The organism is Actibacterium sp. 188UL27-1, assembly GCF_016901225.1.
In the GTDB taxonomy this organism is placed as follows: Bacteria; Pseudomonadota; Alphaproteobacteria; order Rhodobacterales; family Rhodobacteraceae; genus 188UL27-1.
In genome coordinates this window covers 17444-38987 of record NZ_JAFEUL010000001.1, presented here as the reverse complement: position 1 = coordinate 38987, position 21544 = coordinate 17444, and the positions used below count along the sequence as shown (strand labels likewise).

At 60.6% G+C, this 21544-nt stretch carries 21 protein-coding genes; 5 read left to right on the top strand and 16 right to left on the bottom strand.

Going from position 1 to position 21544, the window contains the following annotated elements; translation table 11 throughout:
- Positions 1-25: 25 nt before the first annotated feature.
- Both IU397_RS00190 and IU397_RS00185 read left to right on the top strand, forming a co-directional pair.
- Positions 26-589 carry a peroxidase-related enzyme gene (locus tag IU397_RS00190; RefSeq protein ID WP_204410536.1) on the top strand — a complete coding sequence of 188 codons (564 nt, stop codon included), beginning with the start codon at positions 26-28 and terminating at the stop codon, positions 587-589.
- 101 nt (positions 590-690) lie between these two features.
- Positions 691-1557, top strand: coding sequence for an OmpA family protein (locus IU397_RS00185; RefSeq protein ID WP_239479511.1), 867 nt, complete (start codon positions 691-693; stop codon positions 1555-1557).
- A gap of 67 nt (positions 1558-1624) precedes the next feature.
- On the opposite strand, the gene IU397_RS00180 is transcribed toward IU397_RS00185, so the two are convergent.
- From IU397_RS00180 to IU397_RS00160, 5 genes are all read right to left on the bottom strand, one after another.
- A complete protein-coding gene (locus IU397_RS00180; protein ID WP_204409336.1) occupies positions 1625-2530 on the bottom strand; it encodes a LysR family transcriptional regulator in 906 nt (301 codons plus the stop codon).
- 187 nt (positions 2531-2717) lie between these two features.
- Positions 2718-4745: an NADPH-dependent 2,4-dienoyl-CoA reductase gene (locus IU397_RS00175; RefSeq protein ID WP_204409334.1), complete on the bottom strand. Its 2028-nt coding sequence runs from the start codon at positions 4743-4745 to the stop codon at positions 2718-2720.
- A 292-nt stretch (positions 4746-5037) separates the two neighbouring features.
- Positions 5038-6153 carry a site-specific DNA-methyltransferase gene (locus IU397_RS00170; protein ID WP_204409332.1) on the bottom strand — a complete coding sequence of 372 codons (1116 nt, stop codon included), beginning with the start codon at positions 6151-6153 and terminating at the stop codon, positions 5038-5040.
- An 87-nt stretch (positions 6154-6240) separates the two neighbouring features.
- Positions 6241-6876, bottom strand: coding sequence for a ribonuclease HII (locus IU397_RS00165; protein ID WP_204409331.1), 636 nt, complete (start codon positions 6874-6876; stop codon positions 6241-6243).
- Between the two features lie 181 nt (positions 6877-7057).
- Positions 7058-7528 (bottom strand): hypothetical protein, encoded by a 471-nt coding sequence (locus IU397_RS00160; RefSeq protein ID WP_204409329.1) that lies wholly within the window; start codon positions 7526-7528, stop codon positions 7058-7060.
- A 64-nt stretch (positions 7529-7592) separates the two neighbouring features.
- Between IU397_RS00160 and IU397_RS00155 the strand changes: the two genes are divergently transcribed.
- On the top strand, positions 7593-7985 hold the full coding sequence (locus IU397_RS00155) for a hypothetical protein (protein ID WP_370541582.1): 393 nt from the start codon (positions 7593-7595) through the stop codon (positions 7983-7985).
- Positions 7957-8661, top strand: a complete 705-nt coding sequence (locus tag IU397_RS00150; RefSeq protein ID WP_204409327.1) for a response regulator transcription factor — start codon at positions 7957-7959, stop codon at positions 8659-8661. Before IU397_RS00155 ends, IU397_RS00150 begins: the two co-directional genes overlap by 29 nt.
- A gap of 130 nt (positions 8662-8791) precedes the next feature.
- Here IU397_RS00150 and aroC read toward each other — a convergent pair whose 3' ends face one another.
- The 6 genes from aroC to IU397_RS23535 all read right to left on the bottom strand — a co-directional run bounded on the left by aroC (position 8792) and on the right by IU397_RS23535 (position 13432).
- Positions 8792-9895, bottom strand: coding sequence for a chorismate synthase (gene aroC, locus IU397_RS00145; protein WP_204409325.1), 1104 nt, complete (start codon positions 9893-9895; stop codon positions 8792-8794).
- A 112-nt stretch (positions 9896-10007) separates the two neighbouring features.
- A complete protein-coding gene (locus tag IU397_RS00140; protein ID WP_204409317.1) occupies positions 10008-10181 on the bottom strand; it encodes a hypothetical protein in 174 nt (57 codons plus the stop codon).
- A gap of 171 nt (positions 10182-10352) precedes the next feature.
- Positions 10353-11162 (bottom strand): cytochrome c1, encoded by an 810-nt coding sequence (locus IU397_RS00135; protein ID WP_204409315.1) that lies wholly within the window; start codon positions 11160-11162, stop codon positions 10353-10355.
- Between the two features lie 19 nt (positions 11163-11181).
- On the bottom strand, positions 11182-12531 hold the full coding sequence (gene petB / locus IU397_RS00130; RefSeq protein WP_204409314.1) for a cytochrome b: 1350 nt from the start codon (positions 12529-12531) through the stop codon (positions 11182-11184).
- A 14-nt stretch (positions 12532-12545) separates the two neighbouring features.
- Positions 12546-13127 (bottom strand): ubiquinol-cytochrome c reductase iron-sulfur subunit, encoded by a 582-nt coding sequence (gene petA, locus IU397_RS00125; protein ID WP_204409312.1) that lies wholly within the window; start codon positions 13125-13127, stop codon positions 12546-12548.
- 173 nt (positions 13128-13300) lie between these two features.
- Positions 13301-13432, bottom strand: coding sequence for a hypothetical protein (locus IU397_RS23535; protein ID WP_255569752.1), 132 nt, complete (start codon positions 13430-13432; stop codon positions 13301-13303).
- Positions 13433-13491: 59 nt separating this feature from the next.
- Here IU397_RS23535 and IU397_RS00120 point away from each other — a divergent pair, with 59 nt between their 5' ends.
- Positions 13492-14145 (top strand): outer membrane protein, encoded by a 654-nt coding sequence (locus IU397_RS00120; RefSeq protein WP_204409311.1) that lies wholly within the window; start codon positions 13492-13494, stop codon positions 14143-14145.
- Here IU397_RS00120 and IU397_RS00115 read toward each other — a convergent pair.
- The 5 genes from IU397_RS00115 to IU397_RS00095 are packed head-to-tail and all read right to left on the bottom strand — an operon-like array spanning position 14133 to position 21460.
- Positions 14133-15329, bottom strand: coding sequence for a VWA domain-containing protein (locus IU397_RS00115; RefSeq protein ID WP_204409310.1), 1197 nt, complete (start codon positions 15327-15329; stop codon positions 14133-14135). The genes IU397_RS00120 and IU397_RS00115 overlap by 13 nt on opposite strands.
- Positions 15326-17596: a DUF5682 family protein gene (locus tag IU397_RS00110; RefSeq protein ID WP_204409308.1), complete on the bottom strand. Its 2271-nt coding sequence runs from the start codon at positions 17594-17596 to the stop codon at positions 15326-15328. The genes IU397_RS00115 and IU397_RS00110 overlap by 4 nt, the downstream gene beginning before the upstream one ends.
- 3 nt (positions 17597-17599) lie before the next feature.
- Positions 17600-18679 (bottom strand): AAA family ATPase, encoded by a 1080-nt coding sequence (locus IU397_RS00105; protein ID WP_204409306.1) that lies wholly within the window; start codon positions 18677-18679, stop codon positions 17600-17602.
- Complete coding sequence (locus tag IU397_RS00100; RefSeq protein ID WP_204409305.1) at positions 18676-20094, bottom strand: DUF5691 domain-containing protein; 1419 nt, start codon at positions 20092-20094, stop codon at positions 18676-18678. Before IU397_RS00100 ends, IU397_RS00105 begins: the two co-directional genes overlap by 4 nt.
- A complete protein-coding gene (locus IU397_RS00095; protein WP_204409304.1) occupies positions 20081-21460 on the bottom strand; it encodes an SWIM zinc finger domain-containing protein in 1380 nt (459 codons plus the stop codon). The genes IU397_RS00100 and IU397_RS00095 overlap by 14 nt, the downstream gene beginning before the upstream one ends.
- Positions 21461-21544 lie beyond the last annotated feature (84 nt).

Sequence of the window (21544 nt, the reverse complement as noted above, 5' to 3'; positions counted from 1 at the left end):
GAGGGCAGGCAGGTTGACCAAACATATGGATGCGCCGACGGCGTTGGATCTTCCCATGGTTGATCCACTCCCTCCGGAAACACAGAAATACTTCGACATATGTGTCGAGAAACTGGGACTCGTTCCCAACGTTCTGCGCGCCTATGCGTTCGATATCGAAAAACTGAACGCATTCACCGCGCTGTACAATGACCTGATGCTGGGCCAAAGCGGGCTGAGCAAGCTGGACCGGGAGATGATCGCCGTCGTCGTCTCCTCCATCAACAAATGCTTTTACTGCCTCGTGGCCCATGGTCAGGCAGTGCGAGCCCTGTCCGGCAAGCCCGAATTGGGCGAGATGCTGGTGATGAATTACCGCGTCGCGCCGTTAACTCCACGTGAACGCGCAATGTTGGATTTTGCCGCAAAGTTGACCGAATCAACTGACAAGGTAGAAGAGGATGACCGGAAAAAGCTGCGTGATGTTGGCTTTGGTGAGCGCGATATCTGGGATATCGCTTCTGTGGCCGGTTTCTTCAACATGACCAACCGCGTGGCGGCGGCCACCGATATGCAACCGAACCCGGAGTATCACGGCCAAAACCGATGATCTGTCGATCCAGCCTCATTTGCGCCGCTCTCGCGGTTGGTAGCGCTGCTCATGCGCTGACCCTGGACTTTCCGGGTTCGGCCCGGCAAGTGGCCAAAGAGATGACTCCCCTCGGCAGCTACCAACTGCCAACCGGTGCATTCGCGGGCGACAAGGTGCCCGCCGTCCGGGTAGAGGGTGAAGTTCAGCGGCAAGCCTGGCAGATGGCGGCACCCGGCGTGACGACCTTGCAGATCCTGGCACCGCTACGGGCGCAGCTTGTTGACCTGGACTTCGATATTTTGTTCGAATGCGAGGCGCGCCGATGTGGCGGCTTTGATTTCCGTTATGCAACCCAGGTCATGGCAGAGCCTGACATGCATGTGGATCTTGGCGATTACCGGTTTCTGTCCGCCCAACGCGGCACGGGCAAAACCGCCGAATTTGTCAGCCTGATGGTCAGTCGATCCAGCGCCAAGGGGTTTGTCCAACTAACCCGCGTCGGCCCTGCCCTGCCCGGGGATGAGAAGGTGGTGACCTCCACCAAGAACCCCGATGCAACTGCGCCGATCCCGACAGCACCCACCCGCAGCATCGTGATCGGAAATGACAAGCCGCTGATCAACGCGCTGGAACAAAGCGGCCGCGCCGTTTTGAACGATCTGACATTCAACACCGGCTCTGCCGATCTGGGGCAACAGGATTTCGCCTCGCTCGATCTGTTGGCCACCTATCTGCTGGCAAACCCCAAGCGCAGCATTGTCCTTGTTGGTCACACCGATGCCGAAGGGTCCCTGGCGGGCAACATCGCGCTTTCCAAGAAACGCGCCAGTTCCGTGAGCCAGCGCCTGGTGGACAGCTTTGGTGTGCCGTCGGATCAGGTGAAAGCCGAGGGGGTCGGTTTTCTGGCCCCCCTGACGACCAACCTGACCGAAGCGGGACGCACCCAGAACCGCCGGGTCGAGGTCATCCTGAGTTCGACGGAATAATTCGAGCGGATCTAATGAAATAAGCCGCAGCTGATGCTGCGGCTTCGCGTCATGAAATGTCGGGGCCCTACCAGGAGGTCGGGCCTTTTCCATTGAACGCCTCGACCAGGAAATCGATGAAGGCGCGCACCTTGGGCTGTGTGAACCGCCCGGGCGGGTAAACAGCATAGATGCCCAGCATCTCAACCGGTAGATCGGGAATGGCTTCTTCGACCGTTCCCTGTGCCAGAGCATCCGCGTAAAGGTAATTCGGCAGATAGGCGATGCCCAAACCGGACACAGCGGCGTTCAGCAGGGACTGACCGTCATTCACGGTCAACCAGCCAGCCGTGCGCACCTGCCGCTTCTCGCCCGAGGGTGCGGTCAGCTTCCAGACATTGCCCGACGACTGGTTGGAATAGTGCAGCAGCTTGTGCTCGTTCAGGTCGTCAATCTTTTCAGGACGGCCGTATTTCTCGAAATAGGCCGGGGCCGCAATCATCCGTTTCGACGTCTCGGTCAGCTTGCGGGCCCGCAAGGTGCTGTCTTCCAGATCACCGACGCGAATGGCCATGTCGAACCCTTCGGAGATCAGTTCAACGTAGCGATTGTTCAGCACCATATTCACGGTGATATCCGGGAATTCCGCCAGGAAGTCGCCCAGCACAGGCGACAAATGGTTCACGCCAAAATCCGTTGCCACACTGATCCGCAGCAGGCCCGATGGCGCAGACTGCATCGAGGTGACCAGCGCATCGGCTTCACCAGCATCGTTCAGCACGCGGCGGGCGCGGTCGTAATAGGCCAGCCCAATCTCGGTCGGGCTGACCCGGCGGGTCGTACGGTTCAGCAACCGTGCTCCAAGTCGCGCCTCAAGCGATGAGACATGCTTGGAGACAGCCGACTTCGAGATACCCATCTTCTTAGCCGCATCGGTAAAACCACCTTGGTCAACGACCGTGGCGAATGCCTCCATCTCGGTGAGACGATCCATTCCGTTCCCTTCCTCAAGTATCTCCGTGATCGCATATGCGGGACAATTCGGGCAGGATTGCGCCATTGCACAGACAATATCGGGGTTATGGCATGGATTGTCGGCAAGACCGATGCAGTCGGCAGGATCGTGCCATGCCCGTTACCTCCCATCGACCTGTCGATCAGCAAAGGTCAACAAACGTTGGCTAGAGCGTCGCGGCCAACCGGCTGCCCTGATCAATGGCGCGTTTGGCATCCAGTTCGACTGCCACGTCCGCCCCTCCGATGACGTGCGCTTTCTTGCCAGCCGCAGCCAGATCATCGGCAAGCCTTCGCTCAGGAACCTGCCCGACGCAGAGCACGATCGTATCTGCCTGAATGGTCTCCGGTGTCTCGCGCGCAGCGCCGTAGCTGACGGTCAGCCCATCAGCGGTGATCTTTTCGTAATTCACGCCACCCTTCATTTCGACACCCAGCATCTTCAACTCGGACCGGTGGATCCAGCCGGTGGTTTTCCCCAACCGCTTGCCCAGCTTCTCGGCCTTGCGCTGCAGCAGCGTGATCTGCCGGACAGACGTTTCCGGTTTCGGTCCAGCGGCGGCCAGGCCACCGGGGGTTTCAGCGGGATCACCGACGCCCCAGATCTCTTTCCACAGATCCAGATCCTCGGTCGGGCTCTGTATACCATGGGCCAGGAACTGCGCCGTATCGAACCCAATCCCGCCTGCGCCGACAATCACGACACGCTCGCCCACCGGGGCCTTGTGGCGCAGAACATCAACATAGCTCAGGACATTGGCGCCATCCTGGCCTTCCATCTCAGGGTCGCGCGGTCGTACGCCGGTGGCGATGATCACCTCATCGAACGGAACCAGCACATCCACGGTGGCTTTGGTGTTCAATCGAATGTCGACGCCGTGATGCTTGACCATGGTGGCAAACCAGTCGACCAACCCGTGAAATTCCTCCTTGCCCGGAATAACCCGCGCCATGTTCAACTGCCCGCCAATCTGATCGGCCTGTTCAAAGACGGTGACCTTGTGACCACGCTCTGCTGCGACAATGGCTGTGGCCAGCCCAGCTGGGCCCGCCCCCACAATGGCAACAGTCTTGGGAACCCCAACCGCATCGTAGGACAGGTCCGTCTCATGGCAGGCCCGCGGGTTCACCAAACACGATGTCAGCTTGCCGCTAAACGTATGATCCAGGCAGGCCTGGTTGCACGCAATACAGGGCGCGATCCGGGCCGCCTGGCCCGCTGCCGCCTTTGCAACAAACTCGGCATCCGCAAGGAACGGTCGCGCCATCGAGATCATGTCGGCACATCCCTCTGCCAGCACCGCCTCCGCGACCTCGGGCGTATTGATCCGGTTCGAGGTGATAACCGGGATCCCAACCTTCCCCATCAGTTTTTGCGTGACCCAGGCAAAGGCGCGGCGGGGCACTGACGTCGCAATGGTCGGGATCCGCGCCTCGTGCCAGCCAATCCCCGTGTTCAGGATCGTGGCACCCGCCGCTTCAACCGCCTGGGCAAGTTCCACGACTTCCTCGTGGGTCGAGCCGTTGGGGATCAGGTCGATCATGCTCAGCCGGTAGATCACGATGAAATCGGGGCCCACCGCCGCCCGCACCCGGCGTACGACCTCAACCGGTAAACGCATCCGGTTCCCATAGGACCCGCCCCATTCATCATCGCGTTTGTTGGTATGGGTCACCAGGAACTGGTTCAGGAAGTAGCCCTCTGACCCCATGATTTCCACGCCATCATAGCCAGCTTCGCGGGCCCGCGCCGCAGCGGTCGCAATATCGGTAATCTGCTTTTCAATGCCCGCCGCGTCCAGCTCCTTGGGTGGAAAGGGGGAGATTGGTGATTTCACCGCACTCGGTGCCACGCAATTCGGGCTGTAGGCATAGCGCCCGGCATGCAGGATCTGCATCGCGATCTTGCCACCGGCCCCGTGGACACGGTCCGTGACGACCCGATGGTTGGCGATATCCTCTGGCGTATAAAGCCCGGCCGCCCCGGGAAACACACCACCTTCTGCATTGGGCGCCATCCCACCCGTGACGATCAAACCAACCTGCCCCGCAGCACGCTCCGCGTAAAAGGTGGCGACCCGGTTCCAATCCTTGGTCTCTTCCAGACCGGTATGCATCGACCCCATCAACACACGGTTTTTCAGGGTCGTGAACCCCAGATCAAGCGGGGCAAGCATGTGCGGATAATGGGTCATCAAGGCCTCCCTTTACGTTTACGTCACTCATGCGCAGGATACCTCCCCAAGTCACGCAGGACGCCACGTCAGTCCAGCACACCCGCCCCTCCCGTTATGTGTTCCAAAATATCCCCGCCGGAGGCAACCGCGCGCCAGCGCGGCCCGGCCCAACAGCCGGGGGTCGCAGCTTGCTGCGCCACCCCGGCTGGCGGGAGCACTACCGGCCCGAAAAAAGCCCCGCCGTTTGACGGGCGGGGCAAGGTATGTGCCGCGGCAGCAGGGGCCACAGGCACGGGCGGTAACCTCTGTGTTAGCTGGGGCGCAGCCGCATCTCGGCCCGGATCTGCTGGCGCAGAACATCGATCGAGACCGGCGCGCCATCGCGCGAGAAATGCCAATAGGTCCAACCGTTACAAGACGGCGCCCCTTCCAACGCCGCGCCCACCTGGTGGATCGATCCCTTGACCTCAGCGGCAACCAATGTGCCGTCGGCGCGCACCTTTGCGGTCTGTCCCCGCGGGGACGTCAGGACTTCGCCGGGCCGCAACATGCCGCGCTCCACCAATTGACCAAAGGGCACCCGCGGCTCGGCCCGCTTGGAGGTCGTAACCTCCAATGCCGCACGCTCCAGCCGCCGCACCTTGGCAATGCGCTTGTCGGCTAAATCCCGGTATCCCGCATCCTGTTCGATCCCGATGAAGTCACGGCCCAGCATCTTGGCCACTGCACCGGTTGTGCCTGTGCCAAAAAACGGGTCCAGAACGACATCGCCCGGATTGGTCGTGCCAACCAGAACCCGGTGCAACAGGCTTTCGGGCTTTTGTGTCGGATGGGCCTTCTCGCCCTTCTCGTCCTTCAGACGTTCATGCCCCGTACACAGCGGCAAAACCCAATCGGACCGCATCTGCACGCCCTCGTTCAACGCTTTCAGCGCTTCGTAGTTGAACGTGTATTTTGCACCCTCGGATCGGCTGGCCCAGATCATCGTCTCATGGGCATTCGTCAGCCGCTTGCCGCGAAAGTTCGGCATCGGGTTCGATTTGCGCCAGACCACATCATTCAGGATCCAATATCCGGCATCCTGCAACTGTGCTCCGACCCGATAGATATTGTGATAGCTGCCGATGACCCAGATCCCGCCATTGGGCTTCAACACACGCCGCGCCGCCCGCAGCCAGCCATGGGTGAACCGGTCATAGGCCGCAAAGCTGGAAAACTTATCCCAGTCATCATCGACGGCATCAACCCGGCTGTTATCAGGGCGATGCAGGCTCGTCTTGAGCTGCAGATTATAAGGCGGATCTGCGAAGATCAGATCGATACTTGCCGCAGGCAATGCATCCATCGCGGCCACACAGTCGCCAGCAAGGATCGTATTCAATGGCAGCACGGCCTTGCCTGCCCGGGTCTCGCTCGTCTTGGTCATGGTCGCCTCTGGCTGGGCACAATCTGCGCCGCGGGAGTTGAGGCAAAGATGAGTCAAAGGCGATTCGTGGTCAATTTCTTTCTTGAATCAATAACTTGGACTTTTTTCTTGCCACAAGATATTGCGGACTGGTGCAAAGGAACGTCTATGATGTGGGGTGATCCCAAGGTCTTGCAGTGCCTTTAAATGCACAGCTGTGGGATAGCCCATGTTGCTCTCCCAGCCATAGCCGGGATGCTGTTGCGCCAAATCCACCATGATCCGGTCACGGGCCACTTTCGCCACGATGGACGCCGCGGAAATAGACAGGCTGCGCGTATCACCTTTGACCAGCGGTGTTGCGGGACATACCAGATCGCCAGGCACACGGTTTCCATCGATCAATGCGTGACAGGCCGGCCGCGCCAACCCCGCCACGGCCAAGGCCATCGCCTTTTGCGCCGCATTAAGGATGTTGAGGACCTCGATATCCGCGACCCCCACATGGACGATGCTGACCTGCGCACTCTCATGTAGTTGCTCCGCCAGCGCCTCCCGCCGCCGGGCCGTCAATTGCTTGCTGTCATTCAAACCGTCTGGGACCGCGTTTGGGTCCAGGATCACGGCCGCGGCCGTGACCGGGCCAGCCAATGGTCCCCGCCCGACCTCGTCAACCCCGGCAATGTGGGTCAGGCCGCGCTCCAACAACTGGGTCTCGAATTGGAAATCAGGGACAGATCGCATCCCGAAGTCAAAGCAGGACCAGCCCAGGCCTGCAACGAAAAAGGGGCGGGAGGGCCAAATCCTCCCGCCCCCTGGGGCACCCGGTGCTGGTGTGTGGGGATCACATCAGGTGCCCCGCTGCCGACAGGTGCGCATCGCCAAAGGATCTCAAAGAGCCGATGCGCCATCCTGCCTCAACTGGTTATCCGCGAATACGCACGCCCCGGTTCAGCAGGCAGCGCTTGCCATAGGCCGCCACAGTCCGGCGCGGCAGATCCAGGGTGCGCAAGCAGGTTTGCGGAAGCCGTCCGCTGAAACCCGTGCGGTCCAGACAAGGGCGGCCAAAGAACCGGCGCGGCCCGTTGCGGGTATCTATGATCCGCTCGCATGAGCCGGGAATGGTCGCAATCGCATTATGTCCACCATGGCGTCGCGGTGTGCCCCGAACCACGGGAACCTGGGCGTGGCTACGCTTTTTCGCGCGCTTGGCCTTTTCGCGTTTCTTGTCACGCTTGCGCTTGTCATCAATGCTTTTGGCAATGATCGCCAAGGCAGCGGCACCGATCACCAGGCGCGCCACGTCATCCCGATCTCGGGCTTGCACCGGCGAAGGTACCAACGAGGTCAGGGTGAGGGCGATGGCAAATATGCTTGCGGTAAAGAACTTAATCATGGGGCATCCTCCGTGGGGACAGTCGGGCCGAATGAGGCCGGTTGCGATGGACAGAGGATGGGTCGTGCCACCTGTGACAGGCAATTACGGCGCGGTGTTATCGAATATCACGCGGGCCAAAGCCCCGCAGTTATTGAATATCCGGCGACATCTGGCCATTGTCGGTCCCATGATACAGACACTCAAAATCCTGGCACTTCTGGGCGCCATTCTGCTGGCAGGCCCGGCCCATGCTGCCTGCTATGCCGACTACAAGGCCAAGCGCGACAACCCGTTGCGCCTGCATTACGGGGTCATCCAACTGAGCGGACAGTGTTCGGCCCGCGCCGCAGCGAACGAAATCGCCCGGCGGATTGCAGGCGAGGGCTGGACGTTGTTGAATGTTTTGTCGGTCTTTGACGATGCGGGTCTGCAGGAAAGGCGCCAGAGTGCAGGAAGCTTCTACCTCCGTTACTGATACCCGCAGGTCGGGCAACCGGGTCGTTATTGTCGGGATGATCGCCATCGTGGTGATTTTGCTGACGGCGGCGCTGTTTTTGTTTTTGAACCTGCCCGATGCCAATGCCTTCAACACGAAGGTAGAGCGGATCTTTGTCGAAAATGACAACCTGACCTCGAACGCCGAGATAAAGTTGCTGGAAATCCTGGCTGAAAGCGGCACCTCGTTTTCCGGTGTGCTGTCCAGCTATAGGGTGGTAATATTTGTGTTGTTGGTCTTTTCCAGCGCGCTTTTGATTGCGAGCCTAGTGTTCCTGGTCACGATCATCGCCTTGAACCGCCGCATGGAAGAGATTGAGCGCGCTGGCCTCCAGGTCACCTCCCTGATTATCAGCCGGGAAGAGCGGGCCGTCTATCTTAACAACATGGAATTCAAACTGACCGAAGCCGCGATTGAGACGCTGTCGGTTCTGGCCGAGGCACGCATGGATGAAGACGTGCTGAGTGGATCCGAAATCGAGAGTGTGATTTCCGGCCGGTCTTCGGAAGACTGTGACGAAGCTGCTGGCGCCACCCGGATCAAGCGCCTGCGCGATGCCTTGGGCAATCAGATGGTCAGCGAAATGTTGGTCAAGAATATTGCCCGGCGCGGCTATGTCCTGGCCATCGACAAGGCCGTCATTCGCATGGTCTGACCCCCCGGCGCATGTAATATGCACAGCGTACATATTACATACACAAACCATACATACGCACCGATCGCTGCGTTAATCGCAAGACAAGTATTCGACGCAAGCTTGGCCGGTCAGGATGCCCGCCTTGTTGTTAGCCGATCCTGCCTTTGATACCGTCGCCCACCTGGCCACGATGCAACAAGAGGTGATCCAGCAGCGTACAGGCCACCATCGCCTCCCCGACGGGGACCGCGCGAATACCCACGCAAGGGTCATGGCGGCCTTTTGTGACCACCTCGGTCGTCTCGCCGGATTTGGTGATCGACGCACGGGGGGTCAGAATGGACGAGGTCGGCTTTACCGCGAACCGTGCCACGATGTCCTGACCCGTGGAAATGCCCCCCAGGATGCCACCGGCATGGTTCGAGCTGTAAATCGGACCGTCCTCGCCCATCGTGATCTCGTCGGCATTGGCTTCTCCGGTTAACACAGCGGCCTGCATGCCTTCGCCGATCTCAACGCCCTTCACGGCGTTGATCGACATCAGGCCCGCAGCGATATCCGTATCCAGTTTGGCATAGATCGGCGCGCCAAGGCCCACAGGTACAGCTCGGGCCGAGACCTCGATCATCGCACCGACGGAGGATCCGGATTTGCGCAATCCGTCCAGATAGGTCGCCCAATCTTCGGCCGCTTGGGGGTCGGGCGTCCAGAACGGGTTCTGGTCGATTTCGGTCCAGTCGAAGCGCGCGCGATCAATGCTATGGGGGCCCATCTGGACCATATAGCCTTTGATCTGCAATTCTGGCGCCAATTGTGCCAGTGCGGCACGCGCGACGCCACCAGCTGCTACACGCGCCGCGGTTTCCCGGGCCGATGACCTGCCGCCGCCACGATAGTCGCGGATCCCGTATTTCTGCCAGTAGGTGATATCTGCGTGGCCGGGGCGAAAGGTTTGGGCAATACCGCCATAATCCTTGGACCGCTGGTCTGTGTTGCGGATCATCAACTGGATCGGCGTGCCGGTCGTCTGACCCTCAAAGACGCCAGACAGGATCTCCACCGCGTCGGCTTCCCGTCTTTGGGTCGTATAGCGGTTCTGGCCGGGTTTGCGCTTGTCGAGCCAGGTTTGAATGTCAGCCTCGGTCAGGGGCACGCCCGGCGGACAGCCATCGACCGTGGCCCCCAAAGCCGGGCCGTGGCTCTCCCCCCAAGTGGTGACGCGAAACAGATGACCAAAGGCGTTAAAACTCATGGTCTTCGCTTAGCGGTCAGGCGGGAGATTGCCAAGGCGCGCGGCAGAACAGTCTGTGTTGTAGGTCAAAATATCCCAGTTTCGGGACGGCAACACACAAGCAGAACGTGATCTACCCGGGTAGGTCCCGTCGTCGGGCTTTGGCTTTGTCGGTGATGAAACCCGTCGCGCGGTCCGTGGCGATGACCAGAAAACTGGTAGCCCAGACAGGCAGCGGCGTTTCGGTGGCGAGGCCGTAGAGTGTGTAAACGGCCCAAATGAAAAACAGCTCTAGTGCAATGATCAAGATACGGGTTGCCCCAAGGGGTGCCTCCTTTCCGGTTTGAATTGTGACTATATCTGCAACCTACACGATTATCCTGTGGTATACCAGGAAGACGCGCTGAACTCTTTGACACATAATGAAAAAAACGCGCCCGAAGGCGCGCTTTTCATAAAAATCTAGCAGCTGGCCGAGTTATTCTGCCGGCGTGCTCTTTGCGCGCGTTTTGACCGGCGCCCAGATACGCTTGTTGGTCAGGTAGAGCAGCACAGTCAGGATGCCGAGAAAGATCACAGCCACAAAACCGGTCTGCTTACGCGCCATCATCTTTGGTTCGGCCGTCCACATCAGAAACGCGGAAACGTCCTGTGCGACCGCTTCAAGCTCGGCGGAGGCACCGTCCTCATATTCCACATCATCTCCGTAGAGCGGTGGCGCCATCGCAATCCAGCCGCCGGGATAGGCGGTGTTTTCGTAAAGGACAACACCCGCCTCTTCCTTGTCTTCGCCGGTGTAACCGACCAGCAGGGATGTGATGTATTCCGGTCCGCCCATGCCTTTAAAGAGCTGTGCCATACCGGTACCGTAGGGGCCGTGAAAGCCAGCGCGGGCTTTGGCCATGAGGCTCAGGTCAGGCGCGTTCGACATACTGGATGCCGGGAAATGGTCAGTCGGCCTTGCGGCGCGAAAATCACCCTCGCCGTCCAGAAGTTCGGGATCCCACACCTCATAAAGCTCGGCATAGGCGCGCACTTGATCTTCGGGCAGTTGTGGCCCGCCGGGATCGGCCAGCGTCCGGATCGGTACGAATTTCAAACCATGGCAGCTTGAACAGATCTCGGTATAGACTTGAAGGCCACGTTGCAGTTGCATCTGGTCGAAGGTGCCAAACGGTCCTTCGAACGAAAAACTGTAATCGTCAATATGGCCATCGCCACCGGCCGCCCAGGCACCACCCGCGAGGGTGATACTGGTGAGCGCAGCTAAGGTTAGGTTCCTGAGCATAATCAGACGCTCCCTTTCTTTATTCAGCCGGTGTGGCCGCGGCGGACCCACTGGCCGAGGACGCCTTGGCAGCCAAATGCGCCTTGAAGTCTTCTTCGATCGTAGCTGGTTGCGGTGTCGGTTTCTCGATCACTCCGAGCAGGGGCAGGATCACCAGGAAATAGGCAAACCAATAGGCCGACGCGATGAGTGACAAGCTGGCATACGGCTCCTCCGCTGGCATGGCACCAAGCCAAGTCAGGGCGATGAAGTCGACAACCAGCAGCGCAAACCACCATTTGAACATCGGGCGATACCGACCGGAGCGGACCGACGATGTATCGAGCCACGGTGCCAGAGCCATGACGGCGATCGCACCAAACATGGCCAGCACTCCGAAGAATTTCGCATCGATGATGCCAAAGCTTAAGAACTGCACGATCTGCACAAGCCAAACATCTGCGGTGAAGGCGCGCAGGATCGCGTAGAAGGGCAGGAAATACCATTCGGGCACGATGTGAGCAGGTGTCGACAGAGGGTTCGCCTCGATATAGTTATCGGGGTGGCCCAGATAGTTGGGCATGAAGCCGACGATGGCAAAGAACACCACCATGATCAGGCCTAACGCGAATAGGTCTTTCATCACGAAGTATGGCCAGAATGGCAGGGTATCCCGCTCCGCCTCTTCCTTGCTGCCACGGCGCACTTCCACGCCGGTCGGGTTGTTGTTGCCCGTGGTGTGGAAGGCCCAGATATGTACGATGACCAGTCCCGCGATGATGAACGGGAACAGGTAGTGGAGCGAGAAGAAGCGCGTCAGCGTCGCGTTATCAACCGCCGGTCCACCAAGCAGCCATGTCTGGATCGGTTCACCAATGAAGGGGATTGCGCCAAACAGGCCGGTGATCACGGTTGCACCCCAGAATGACATCTGGCCCCATGGCAGCACATAGCCCATGAATGCGGTGCCCATCATCAGCAGGTAGATCAACATGCCGATGATCCAGGTAACTTCGCGCGGGGCTTTGTAGGAGCCGTAATAGAGGCCACGGAAGATGTGCAGATAGACCGCGATAAAGAATAGCGACGCTCCGTTTTGGTGCAGATACCGCAGCATATGACCACCATTCACGTTGCGCATGATGTGCTCAACACTGGCAAAGGCGTGATCGACATGGGGCGTATAATGCATCACCAGGATGATCCCTGTGATGATCTGAAGCGCCAGACAGAATGTCAGCACGATGCCCCAGATCCACATCCAATTCAGATTTTTGGGTGTTGGAATAAGGATCGTATCGGCCAGCAAGCCAACGATGGGGAGACGCTTATGCAGCCACTTCTCACCAGCCGTCTTAGGCTCATAATGGTCGTGAGGAATTCCAGACATGCGGTTTTCTCCCTTTAACCCAATTTGATTGTGGATGCGTCCACGAATTCTGCGATTGGCACCGGCAGGTTGGTCGGGGCCGGGCCCCGGCGAATACGGCCAGCGGTATCATAGTGCGAGCCATGGCATGGACAGAACCAGCCATTAAAATCACCTGCATCACCAAGGGGCACGCAACCCAGATGCGTACACACGCCCATCATGACCAACCATTCGCCTGGCAGCGCATCTTCGCTGTCTTCGGGCGGGGTCAGAGCACGGTTTGCGTCATCCGCTGGTGCATCACCAATGTTTTCATTACGCGCTATCGGGTCGGGAAGTTCCGACAATTCCACCGCCGCGGCCTCGGCGATTTCTTCCTCGGTCCGGCGGCGAATGAAGACAGGCTTACCCAACCATTTCACGGTGATTTGCGTGCCAGGCTCAATACCAGATACATCGACGCGGATCGAGCTGAGCGCCTGCACGTCAGCGGATGGGTTCATCTGGTTCACCATCCCCCAGCCCGCAGCACCGGCAACAACAGCCCCGGCGCCAGCCGTGGCGTAATACAGAAAATCGCGGCGTGTGCCTTCATGATCGTCAGTTTGGGACATGGTCCGGTTCCCCTTCGTCTGGCACCGTTGCGTGGCGCACTGAATTCAAGACCCGTGGCATAAACCATTGGGTGTTAATCGCTCATGTAGAGCGGCAATAATTGACCGTCCACCGGACAATGCAGCGCAGCCGCGGCAGGGTGTCGCATAATTGCAATGGCACGGCGCTTTATTCAATCGAATTCGAGGGATCCGCCGCGCGTGTGCAGGGACGGTTGATCGGTCTGTGGCGAAATAACACCGCCATGGGTGAAATTTGGCCGCAGGGTAAAGATGTGATCGGCGGCCCCCTGTACTTGGCCCATGGGCATGGTATCCGACATAACTGAACAAGGCAGTACAGATAGATCACCGGAGGCGGGACATGCAACGCATTCTGACATTGGCAACAGGTCTTGGGTTGGCGATGACTGCGCCGGCAATGGCCGATTTCGAACTCAGCATCTATACCGGCTTCCAGACCGCCCCCCATAGTCGGGTCGAAGGTGAAGACAGTACCGGAGAGTTCAGTTTCCTGTCCGAATGGGAAGGCCGCCCGTTTGAGGCGCCCCCGTATTACGGTGTGCGCGGAACGTGGTGGCGCAATGAAAACTGGGGCTTTGGTGCAGAACTGAACCACGCCAAGGTCTATGCCGATGATGATACGTTGGACGATAACGGGTTCGAAAGTTTCGAGCTGACCGACGGATTGAACATCATCACGGCCAACATCTTTTATCGCTGGCCCAACCAATGGTTGAAGGGTCAGATCACCCCCTATGTTGGCGGTGGGGTCGGCATCTCGGTTCCCCATGTCGATGTGGAACGGGGGCCGGACAAAACGTTCGAATATCAATTGACCGGGCCCGCCGTAATGTGGGCGGCGGGCGCGTCTTTTGACCTGAACGAGACCTGGGCACTGTTCACGGAATATAAAGGGACATTTTCGTCGAACGAGGCGGATCTCGATGGCGGCGGTTCATTCGAGACCGACATCGTGACCAACGCCATCAATTTCGGGGTCACCTATAAGTTCTGACCGGCATCCGCATCCGGCTCGCCCTGGCGGATCGTCTTGATGTCGTGGCCAGCGGCCCAGGTTTGGATATCGCCCCGCGCCAGGGCGGTGGCCATAAGATCAGGGAACTGATCAGGCGTGCAGGCAAAAACCGGCGCACCAAGGGCGGACACCTTGGCGGCCATGTCGCTGTCATAATACGGGCGTCCTTCATCCGTCAGGGCCAACAGGACGATCACGTTGACGCCTTGAGCGATCATTCCCGCGAGGCGTGCGATCAGGGCTTTGGCATCGCCGCCTTCCATCAGGTCTGTGATCAGCAGGAAATGGGTTTTTGACGGCTTTTCCATCCGGTCTTCGCAATAGGCGACGGCGCGGTTGATATCGGTGCCGCCCCCCAGTTGAACGCCAAACAGGACCTTGACCGGGTCCTCCAGATCCTCGGTCAGGTCGATGATCGCGGTGTCAAAGCAAACCAGTTTGGTAGCGACCGACGGGATCGAGGCCATGACGGCGGCAAAGATCGACGAATAGACCACGGACGTTGCCATGGAGCCCGATTGGTCGACGCACAACACGACCTCATCCAGATCGGCCAGGCGGCGCTGCTGGCGCAGGAAGCCCACCAGTTTTTCGGGCACCACCGTTTGGTAATCCGCCTGGTAATGTTGCAGGTTCGCGCGGATCGTGCGGGGCCAGTCGATATCGGCGAACCGGGGCCGGTTGGTGCGGGCGGCCTTTTTGACGGCACCCCGGATAGCATCGGACGTTTTCTTTTCCAGCCGCTCCATCAGGTCATCGACGACTTTTTGCACTACGGTACGGGCCGTTCCGATGGTCTTTTCCGGCATCGCCGATCGCAGGGAGATCAGGTCGGCCACCAGGTGGACATCAGCCTCGACCGCCTCCAGGAATTCAGGTTGCAGCAGCATTTGCTGCAGGCCCAGCCGTTCGAATGCGTCTTTCTGGATGACCTGCACGACGGGGCCAGGAAAGTATTCGCGGATATCGCCCAACCAGCGGGAAACTTTGGGGGCGGATTTGCTCAGACCTGCACGGCGCTTTCCGTCACCTGCATCTTGGTACAGGGCGTCGAGGGCGCCAGACATTGCGATGTCGCGATCCGTCAGGCCGCAGCCTTCGGCATCTTCGGTCTCACCCAGGGCCATGCGCCAGCGGCGTTCGTGTTCCTTCTGGTCGGTCATGTGCCCTCGAACAGACGGTTGATGGTGGCCTGTTGGGCCGCCCAAAGGGCCTCTGCCTCGGGAGCGAATGTGGCGGTCAGGTTGCCCCCTGCCCGGCCCAGCAGGTGTTCCAGCAGGACCTTGCGTTCATTGCGATCGAGGGTTGAGAAGACGCGGCGGAAAAGGGGCAGGTTTTCAGTGAATGCCTCTTCATCCAGGGACATGACCCAACCATCGACGGCAACGCGGAGGTCGGTGTCATGGACCAGTTTCAGGCCCGCGCCGGTAAAGAACCCCTCAAAAAAGCCCGCAGCCTCAATGGCCGGGCGCGATTGCGACAGGCGCAGGCTCATGAGGCTTGCCAGATCCTCGACCGCGATGGTGCCCACCTCGTAAGCCAGCCGCATCGTCAGCCCGCCGACCAGGGGCGTGGTCTTGTCTGAACGGCCCGTATCGGTCAGCGCGGCGATCCAGGCATCGCGGATCGGTTCGGCGCGTTCGGATAGGGCGATGGCCTGATCCGTGGCGTCGATCAGATCGCGCAAGGCGGTGGCGGCGTCAGCGTCCAGATTGCGGGCGGCGTAGGGCAGTGCGACGGCGGATTGGATGATCAACCGATCCAGCAGGGTTTCCATCTGGTCCAACGCCATTTCGCGGGCCGTGCCATAGCGCAACGTGTCGACGATAGGCGGGATAGCGGCCAGCAAGGTGGCGCAATCGTCCGTCTCGGCCGCCAGCGCGTCGAGCCGTTCGGTGCCGGTTTGGGCCACGTCCGGGAGTTGGGCCACCAACGCGCCGCGGACAGTTTCGGCGAGGGTGGAGAGTTTGGTCTCCCTCCGGATCGCCTCGGCCATGCGGCCCCCGGCGGCTGCAGCGATGGTTGGGCCATAGACCAGATGTTCGACCAGGCGAACGGCAAATTCGGGCTGCCAGGCGAGCAACCATTTCTCGCGGAAGGTGCCGCGGCTGCGGCCAGGGTCGGTCAGTTGGCCCCAGGGGACGTCGAGCGCGGTCAGGCGGTGCAGCAGGGTCGACCGCGCGAGGCCGCGTTCGCTGCGCAGGTCGAGGGACAGTTCGCGTTCCAGGGCCTCCGGCTTGAGTTGCAGCTTGCGCTGCTGGCGTTGCAGGTCGTCAAGCAACGGGGCAAGCGGCAGGTTGTCGGGGATCTGGCCCACATCCCTACCCAGCAGCAGGCGGGTTTCGATGATCTGCCATGGCAGCGTTTCGCCATGCATCAGGATGGAGATCGCAGCGTCGCGCATCTCTTCGAACCCCGGCGATGGCCTCTCGCGGACTGCGGCCAGCGACCGGGTCAGGCGCACGGTTTCGATCAGTGACGCGGTGGAGGCGTCGAACCCTTCGTCGCGCAGGACCTCCGCCATGCGGGCAACCCAGAGCGCATCGGCCTTTTGGCCAACGCCGTGCTGCCACAGATGCGCGTACCAAAGCGGGGCCTCGATGCCAGCGCCATAGCCCGTCGCGCGGGCCAGGCGCGCGGAGGTCCAAGGCGCCCAGGTCGCCTGCACCTTGGTTTTGGGCAGGCCCTTCAGCAGGGCGGTATCATCGCTGGCCTTGACCTTGGCGCGCAAGGCAGGGACGTGCCAAGCCCCGCAAACCACCGCGATGGGGCCTTCGGTGTGGCGCGCGGCCTTGGCGATGGCGCGCCGCATATGCGCCTCCCGCTGGGCCTCCCGCCGGTCGGGGATGTGGCCTTCGCGCAGGGCCTCCATTGCGGTGGCGATGGCCGCAAAGACCTCACCCGGGTCCGGGTTCTCCTCGATAACATCGGACCACCAGCTTTCTCCGTCTTCATAGCCCGCGGCCTGCGCGAGCGCCCCGATGGGATCCCGCGCGATGGCGTCAGTGGCAGGTTCGGGCAGGGTGACGGCGGTGTCGTCGATCTCCTCCAAAACGTCCCCATCCTGGTCTTTGAGCGCGTCGGCGACCTTGGCGTTAAGTTCTGCCTCGGCCAGGTTGGTGGCGGCGGGCAAGTCGATGAAGCTCGGCACAGCGCCGTGGGCAAAGGCCCATTTGATCGCCTGGTATTCGGGGGAAAACTCCGCAAATGGCCAAAAGCTGGCATATTCCGGAGCCTTGGCAGCATAGGCCAAAAGCGCGACGGGCGGGACGATGCCGGGACGGCCCAGGGGCTCCATCAACTCGGTCAGATCGGCGGGGCCTTCAATCAGGACCTGCGCGGGCTGCAATGCCTCCAACGCGGCCAGGACCTGACGCGCAGATCCCGGCCCGTGATGGCGAATGCCCAGATATGTGACCGGCGCGGGCAAGGGTCAGAGCATTTCCGACAGGACAGAATAATAGTCCGCATAGTCCCGGCGCTTTTTGACGACGGTTTCCAGGTATTCGGCCAGCACGGTTTTGTCCTGCACCGGGTCCTTGACGACCGCACCCAGGATATTGGGGGCAAGGCCATCCACATCTAGCGTGCCGTTGGTGAAATAGGCGGCTTGGGACAGGCCGCCGACCATGACGGCAATGGCCTCTGCCGTGGACAGCGTGCCGGAAGGAGCCTTAAGGGCCGTCTTGCCATCAAGTGTCCGGCCATCGCGCAACTCACGAAAGATGGTGACAACGCGCATGACCTCGGCCGCGGCGTTCTTGGGCACAGCAAGTTGCAGGCTTTCGGCCATGTCCGAGACGCGTTTGGTGACGATCTGGACCTCTTCATCGATATCATCCGGTAGGGGCAGGACAACCACGTTGAAGCGGCGTTTGAGGGCGGAGGACAGCTCATTCACGCCTTTGTCGCGGTTGTTGGCGGTGGCGATGATGTTGAAGCCGCGATTGGCGTAGACGGCGGAGTTCAGTTCGGGGATGGGCATCATCTTTTCCGACAGGACCGTGATCAGCGTGTCCTGCACGTCTGATCCCATGCGGGTCAGTTCCTCAAGACGACACAGTTTGCCACCATCCATCGCGCGGTAAAGCGGCGTGGGCACCAGCGCCTCGGTACTGGGGCCGTGGGCGAGGAGTTGGGCATAGTTCCAGCCATAGCGGACCTGGTTTTCATCCGTCCCGGCAGTGCATTGGACCACAAGCGTGGAATCGCCCGCAATCGCGGCGGCCAGATGTTCCGACACCCAGGATTTCGCGGTGCCCGGCACACCCAGCAGCAGCAGCGCCCGGTCCGTGGCCAGGGTCGCGACGGCAGTCTCCATCAACCGGCGTTGGCCAACATATTTGGGCGTAATCTCGGTCCCATCCTTGGCCGCGCCGCCCAGCAGATAGGTAAGCGTCGCTTGCGGCGACAGGGCCCAGCCTTCGGGTTTGGGCGCGTCGTCATGGGCGGCCAGCGCATCAAGCTCAGTTTTCCAAGTGACCTCGGCGGGTTGTCTTAGAATATCACTCATGACGGGGGTCCTTTGAGGCCGATATTGAATGTCAGGGAGTACAGAATGGGATGGGCACTGTGAAAGCCAGCGCCTTTCAGCGTCTCAAGAACCCGAATGGCATGGGTCGAAGACAGCAAAAGACCAAGCGCGCGCAGGGCCGGTTCCAACACGGTAAGCGCCTGGTGGTCCTTGGTATCGCCCGGCATATCCGTGCCCGACGCCACGGTCGCACCGCCCAGGATATCGCGCACTTCATCGGTTGCGAGCAACAGGTCACAAATCCGCGGATCAAGGTCGGGGCCAGTGACCATCAACAGGGCATTCAGGTCGATCAGCCGCCCCTGCTTGAGCAGCCCGGCCGACAGATCCAGGATATGTGCGCGGTTCAGGCGGGGTGCGATCTGACCCAGATAAAGGAAGCCCGCTGTCTTGGCCGCCGAGAGCCGCTCCCAATAGGCCAAGATTTGATCCTTTGTCGCCGTGCGGGCCAGGCATCCGATGAAGGGGCCAATCAGCGGGTGCTCATCGACCGTCCATGCCGCGATCACCTGGGCCGGGCTATGATCCAGGGCGTTGGCCAGTTGCAGCAGCGAGACCGTATCAAGTAAGGCAAAGGCCCGTCGCCGCTGCACATCATTCAGTTTCTTGCGGAACGTGATGACAGAATTGCGGCGCAGCAGACCCTTTGAGCTGACCTCCAAGAAATCCGCCAGCTCGTGGGCCCCGTCATCCTCCCCATCGACACCCAATCGGGCAAGCAATTGGCGCGCCGCGGTCTTCACCTTGCCGGACCGGTCGGATGCCACGAGGCCTTCCAGATAGCCTTGATCGTCGTGGCCCAGATTAACCGCGAACAGGCCGACAAGCCGCATGCGTTCCTCTGCCGGAACTGTGCCCGCCTTGGCAACCATCAGGTCGCGGGCCGCAGCGGCATCGACTTGGCGCAGGATTTCAAACGCAAGCCGACGCTCTGCCGGGAACAGATCGCTCCAATTGTCTTCGGTCAGGTCGGGGGTGATTGTCTCTGCATCCTCGCTGGCATGCCATTTGGCCAAGGGGATGTAGATGTCGGGATAGCCGTCGGTGTCGCGCGGGGGCAGCCAGTCGAACGGATGCGCCATTACACCACGGGAGGCCATGAAGCCGATCAACGCCTGCATATAGTCACGGCTCTGCGCGGGGCAGAGCAGCCTGCGAAAGATCGGCCGCAGGTTTTCGGGCAAAAGCGGTAGGGCAAGACGGGGGTAGTTGGGCACAGGGCGTGCGGTTTCCGGCAGCGTGGGGCGCAGGCAGGTCTGGCGAAACTGCCCGGCCAGGGCGAGTTCGCGCAACTGGGCCGCTGGGCCGGAAAGATCCGGCGCGGTCGGAACATCACCCCCGCTCATCCAACGCAGCTTGGCGCTTTCGAACCGCGCCAGATCATCCATCGGCATGGAACCGGCCCAGATTTGTCTGTGCAGCCAAAAGACTGGCACGGTGACCGTTCCACAAAACAGCGGCACTTTGGATTTCGGCGCCGCAGAGCGAAAGATCGACAGTTTCAGACAACAAAGGCAGCGCCGTGTCGTGATCGCCTGACCACCAGGGTGTGCTGCCCGCCTCTGCCACGCGGCCTTGGGGCAGCAGGATGGGCAGTTCCAGCAGCCACGGTTCGTGTGCCAAGGCGGCGGCGAAGGATTTCAGAACATCCGTCGCGGGGGAGATTTCGGGCCAATGCCGCAGACCCTCCCGAGGACGCCGTTCCACGATCTGAGCGCGCAGGGGATGGGCCGACGGATAAAACGCCATCTCGGCATGGAACTGCTCCCCTAGGGAAAAGGCCGCGCCCTGCCGCCCGGTGCTTGCTGGAAAGAAATCCTGCAACAGGGCAAAGCGATGACCTCCATCCAGCGCCAAAAGCCAGGTGGACCGGGCAATCAGATTGTCGCGGCGAGTTTCCTCCCGCGTGGCCAGAACCTCCCACAGGCCAGTTTGCCGCACCGTTTCGGTATTGGCCAATAGGGCATCGCGTGGCTCCGCCCCCGTGATCTCACGCCGAACGGACGGATCCGCGGCGACCCCATCGCCCCAGGCGCGGGACAGGATAACCAGCTTTCCCAATTCCGCGATCACTGCATCGGCACGGTCGCCTTGCGGCAGGCCCAGGACCCGCGCGGGAATGCCGTCGATCCGCGCGGCCAGGGTGCCCGCCTTGGCGTCAACCAGACGTGCCGCAATCCGACGACAACGTGGTGTGAGATCCCCCAGAAGGTCTGACAGGCCGGTGCGCAATTGATCGGCAATCCACCGCTCCAGATCGGCCATGCCATCGGTAATCGCCTGGCGGGTAGCCGCGGCACGCTTTTGCTTGGCCGCCTCCCGCTGTGCCTGGGTTTTGGCATCAACTGGGACGGGGATGTCATCTTTCAGCGCATCGGCAAGGCTCTTCCCGGTCCCGATGATCTCATCTTTTGGAACTGTATCAGTTTTGCGCCTGCGGCCCAGCCATTCGGTCACCCAGTCGGGTACAGTGCCGGGCAAGAAATCATCTGCACCTTCCCCGTAAAGAAGCATCAAGGCCAAGGCATGTTTGCACGGAAATTTGCGCGACGGACAGCTGCATTTTGCCCCCAGATCCGACAGGTCAACCACCACGCGGTACGGGTTTGCCCCTGATCCCTGGCAGGCCCCCCAGATCAACCCATCGTCCGCCGATATGAGCCGTTCCGGCCATTTCGCCGGTGACAACAGCTTGGCAGCCGCCTTCAGGGATGCCTGGTCCGGGGCTGTTTGTTCAATCGATGCCGTAGTCAGTGCCATGGCACCGTGAAAGCAAATAAGCCCGGATGCCGCAAGGCAGATCGAGCCATTCAATTGTCGAAGGAAGGTCCCGGACGCGCCCCG

Excerpts from the sequence above, each read along its gene's own strand:
- IU397_RS00190 (WP_204410536.1), top strand. The coding sequence starts at position 26 with ATGGATGCGCCGACGGCGTTGGATCTTCCCATGGTTGATCCACTCCCT.
- IU397_RS00185 (WP_239479511.1), top strand. The coding sequence starts at position 691 with ATGACTCCCCTCGGCAGCTACCAACTGCCAACCGGTGCATTCGCGGGC.
- IU397_RS00180 (WP_204409336.1), bottom strand. The coding sequence starts at position 2,530 with ATGGATCGTCTCACCGAGATGGAGGCATTCGCCACGGTCGTTGACCAA.
- IU397_RS00175 (WP_204409334.1), bottom strand. The coding sequence starts at position 4,745 with ATGACCCATTATCCGCACATGCTTGCCCCGCTTGATCTGGGGTTCACG.
- IU397_RS00170 (WP_204409332.1), bottom strand. The coding sequence starts at position 6,153 with ATGACCAAGACGAGCGAGACCCGGGCAGGCAAGGCCGTGCTGCCATTG.
- IU397_RS00165 (WP_204409331.1), bottom strand. The coding sequence starts at position 6,876 with ATGCGATCTGTCCCTGATTTCCAATTCGAGACCCAGTTGTTGGAGCGC.
- IU397_RS00160 (WP_204409329.1), bottom strand. The coding sequence starts at position 7,528 with ATGATTAAGTTCTTTACCGCAAGCATATTTGCCATCGCCCTCACCCTG.
- aroC (WP_204409325.1), bottom strand. The coding sequence starts at position 9,895 with ATGAGTTTTAACGCCTTTGGTCATCTGTTTCGCGTCACCACTTGGGGG.
- IU397_RS00135 (WP_204409315.1), bottom strand. The coding sequence starts at position 11,162 with ATGCTCAGGAACCTAACCTTAGCTGCGCTCACCAGTATCACCCTCGCG.
- petB (WP_204409314.1), bottom strand. The coding sequence starts at position 12,531 with ATGTCTGGAATTCCTCACGACCATTATGAGCCTAAGACGGCTGGTGAG.
- petA (WP_204409312.1), bottom strand. The coding sequence starts at position 13,127 with ATGTCCCAAACTGACGATCATGAAGGCACACGCCGCGATTTTCTGTAT.
- IU397_RS23535 (WP_255569752.1), bottom strand. The coding sequence starts at position 13,432 with ATGGGCCAAGTACAGGGGGCCGCCGATCACATCTTTACCCTGCGGCCA.
- IU397_RS00120 (WP_204409311.1), top strand. The coding sequence starts at position 13,492 with ATGCAACGCATTCTGACATTGGCAACAGGTCTTGGGTTGGCGATGACT.
- IU397_RS00115 (WP_204409310.1), bottom strand. The coding sequence starts at position 15,329 with ATGACCGACCAGAAGGAACACGAACGCCGCTGGCGCATGGCCCTGGGT.
- IU397_RS00105 (WP_204409306.1), bottom strand. The coding sequence starts at position 18,679 with ATGAGTGATATTCTAAGACAACCCGCCGAGGTCACTTGGAAAACTGAG.
- IU397_RS00100 (WP_204409305.1), bottom strand. The coding sequence starts at position 20,094 with ATGCCGATGGATGATCTGGCGCGGTTCGAAAGCGCCAAGCTGCGTTGG.
- IU397_RS00095 (WP_204409304.1), bottom strand. The coding sequence starts at position 21,460 with ATGGCACTGACTACGGCATCGATTGAACAAACAGCCCCGGACCAGGCA.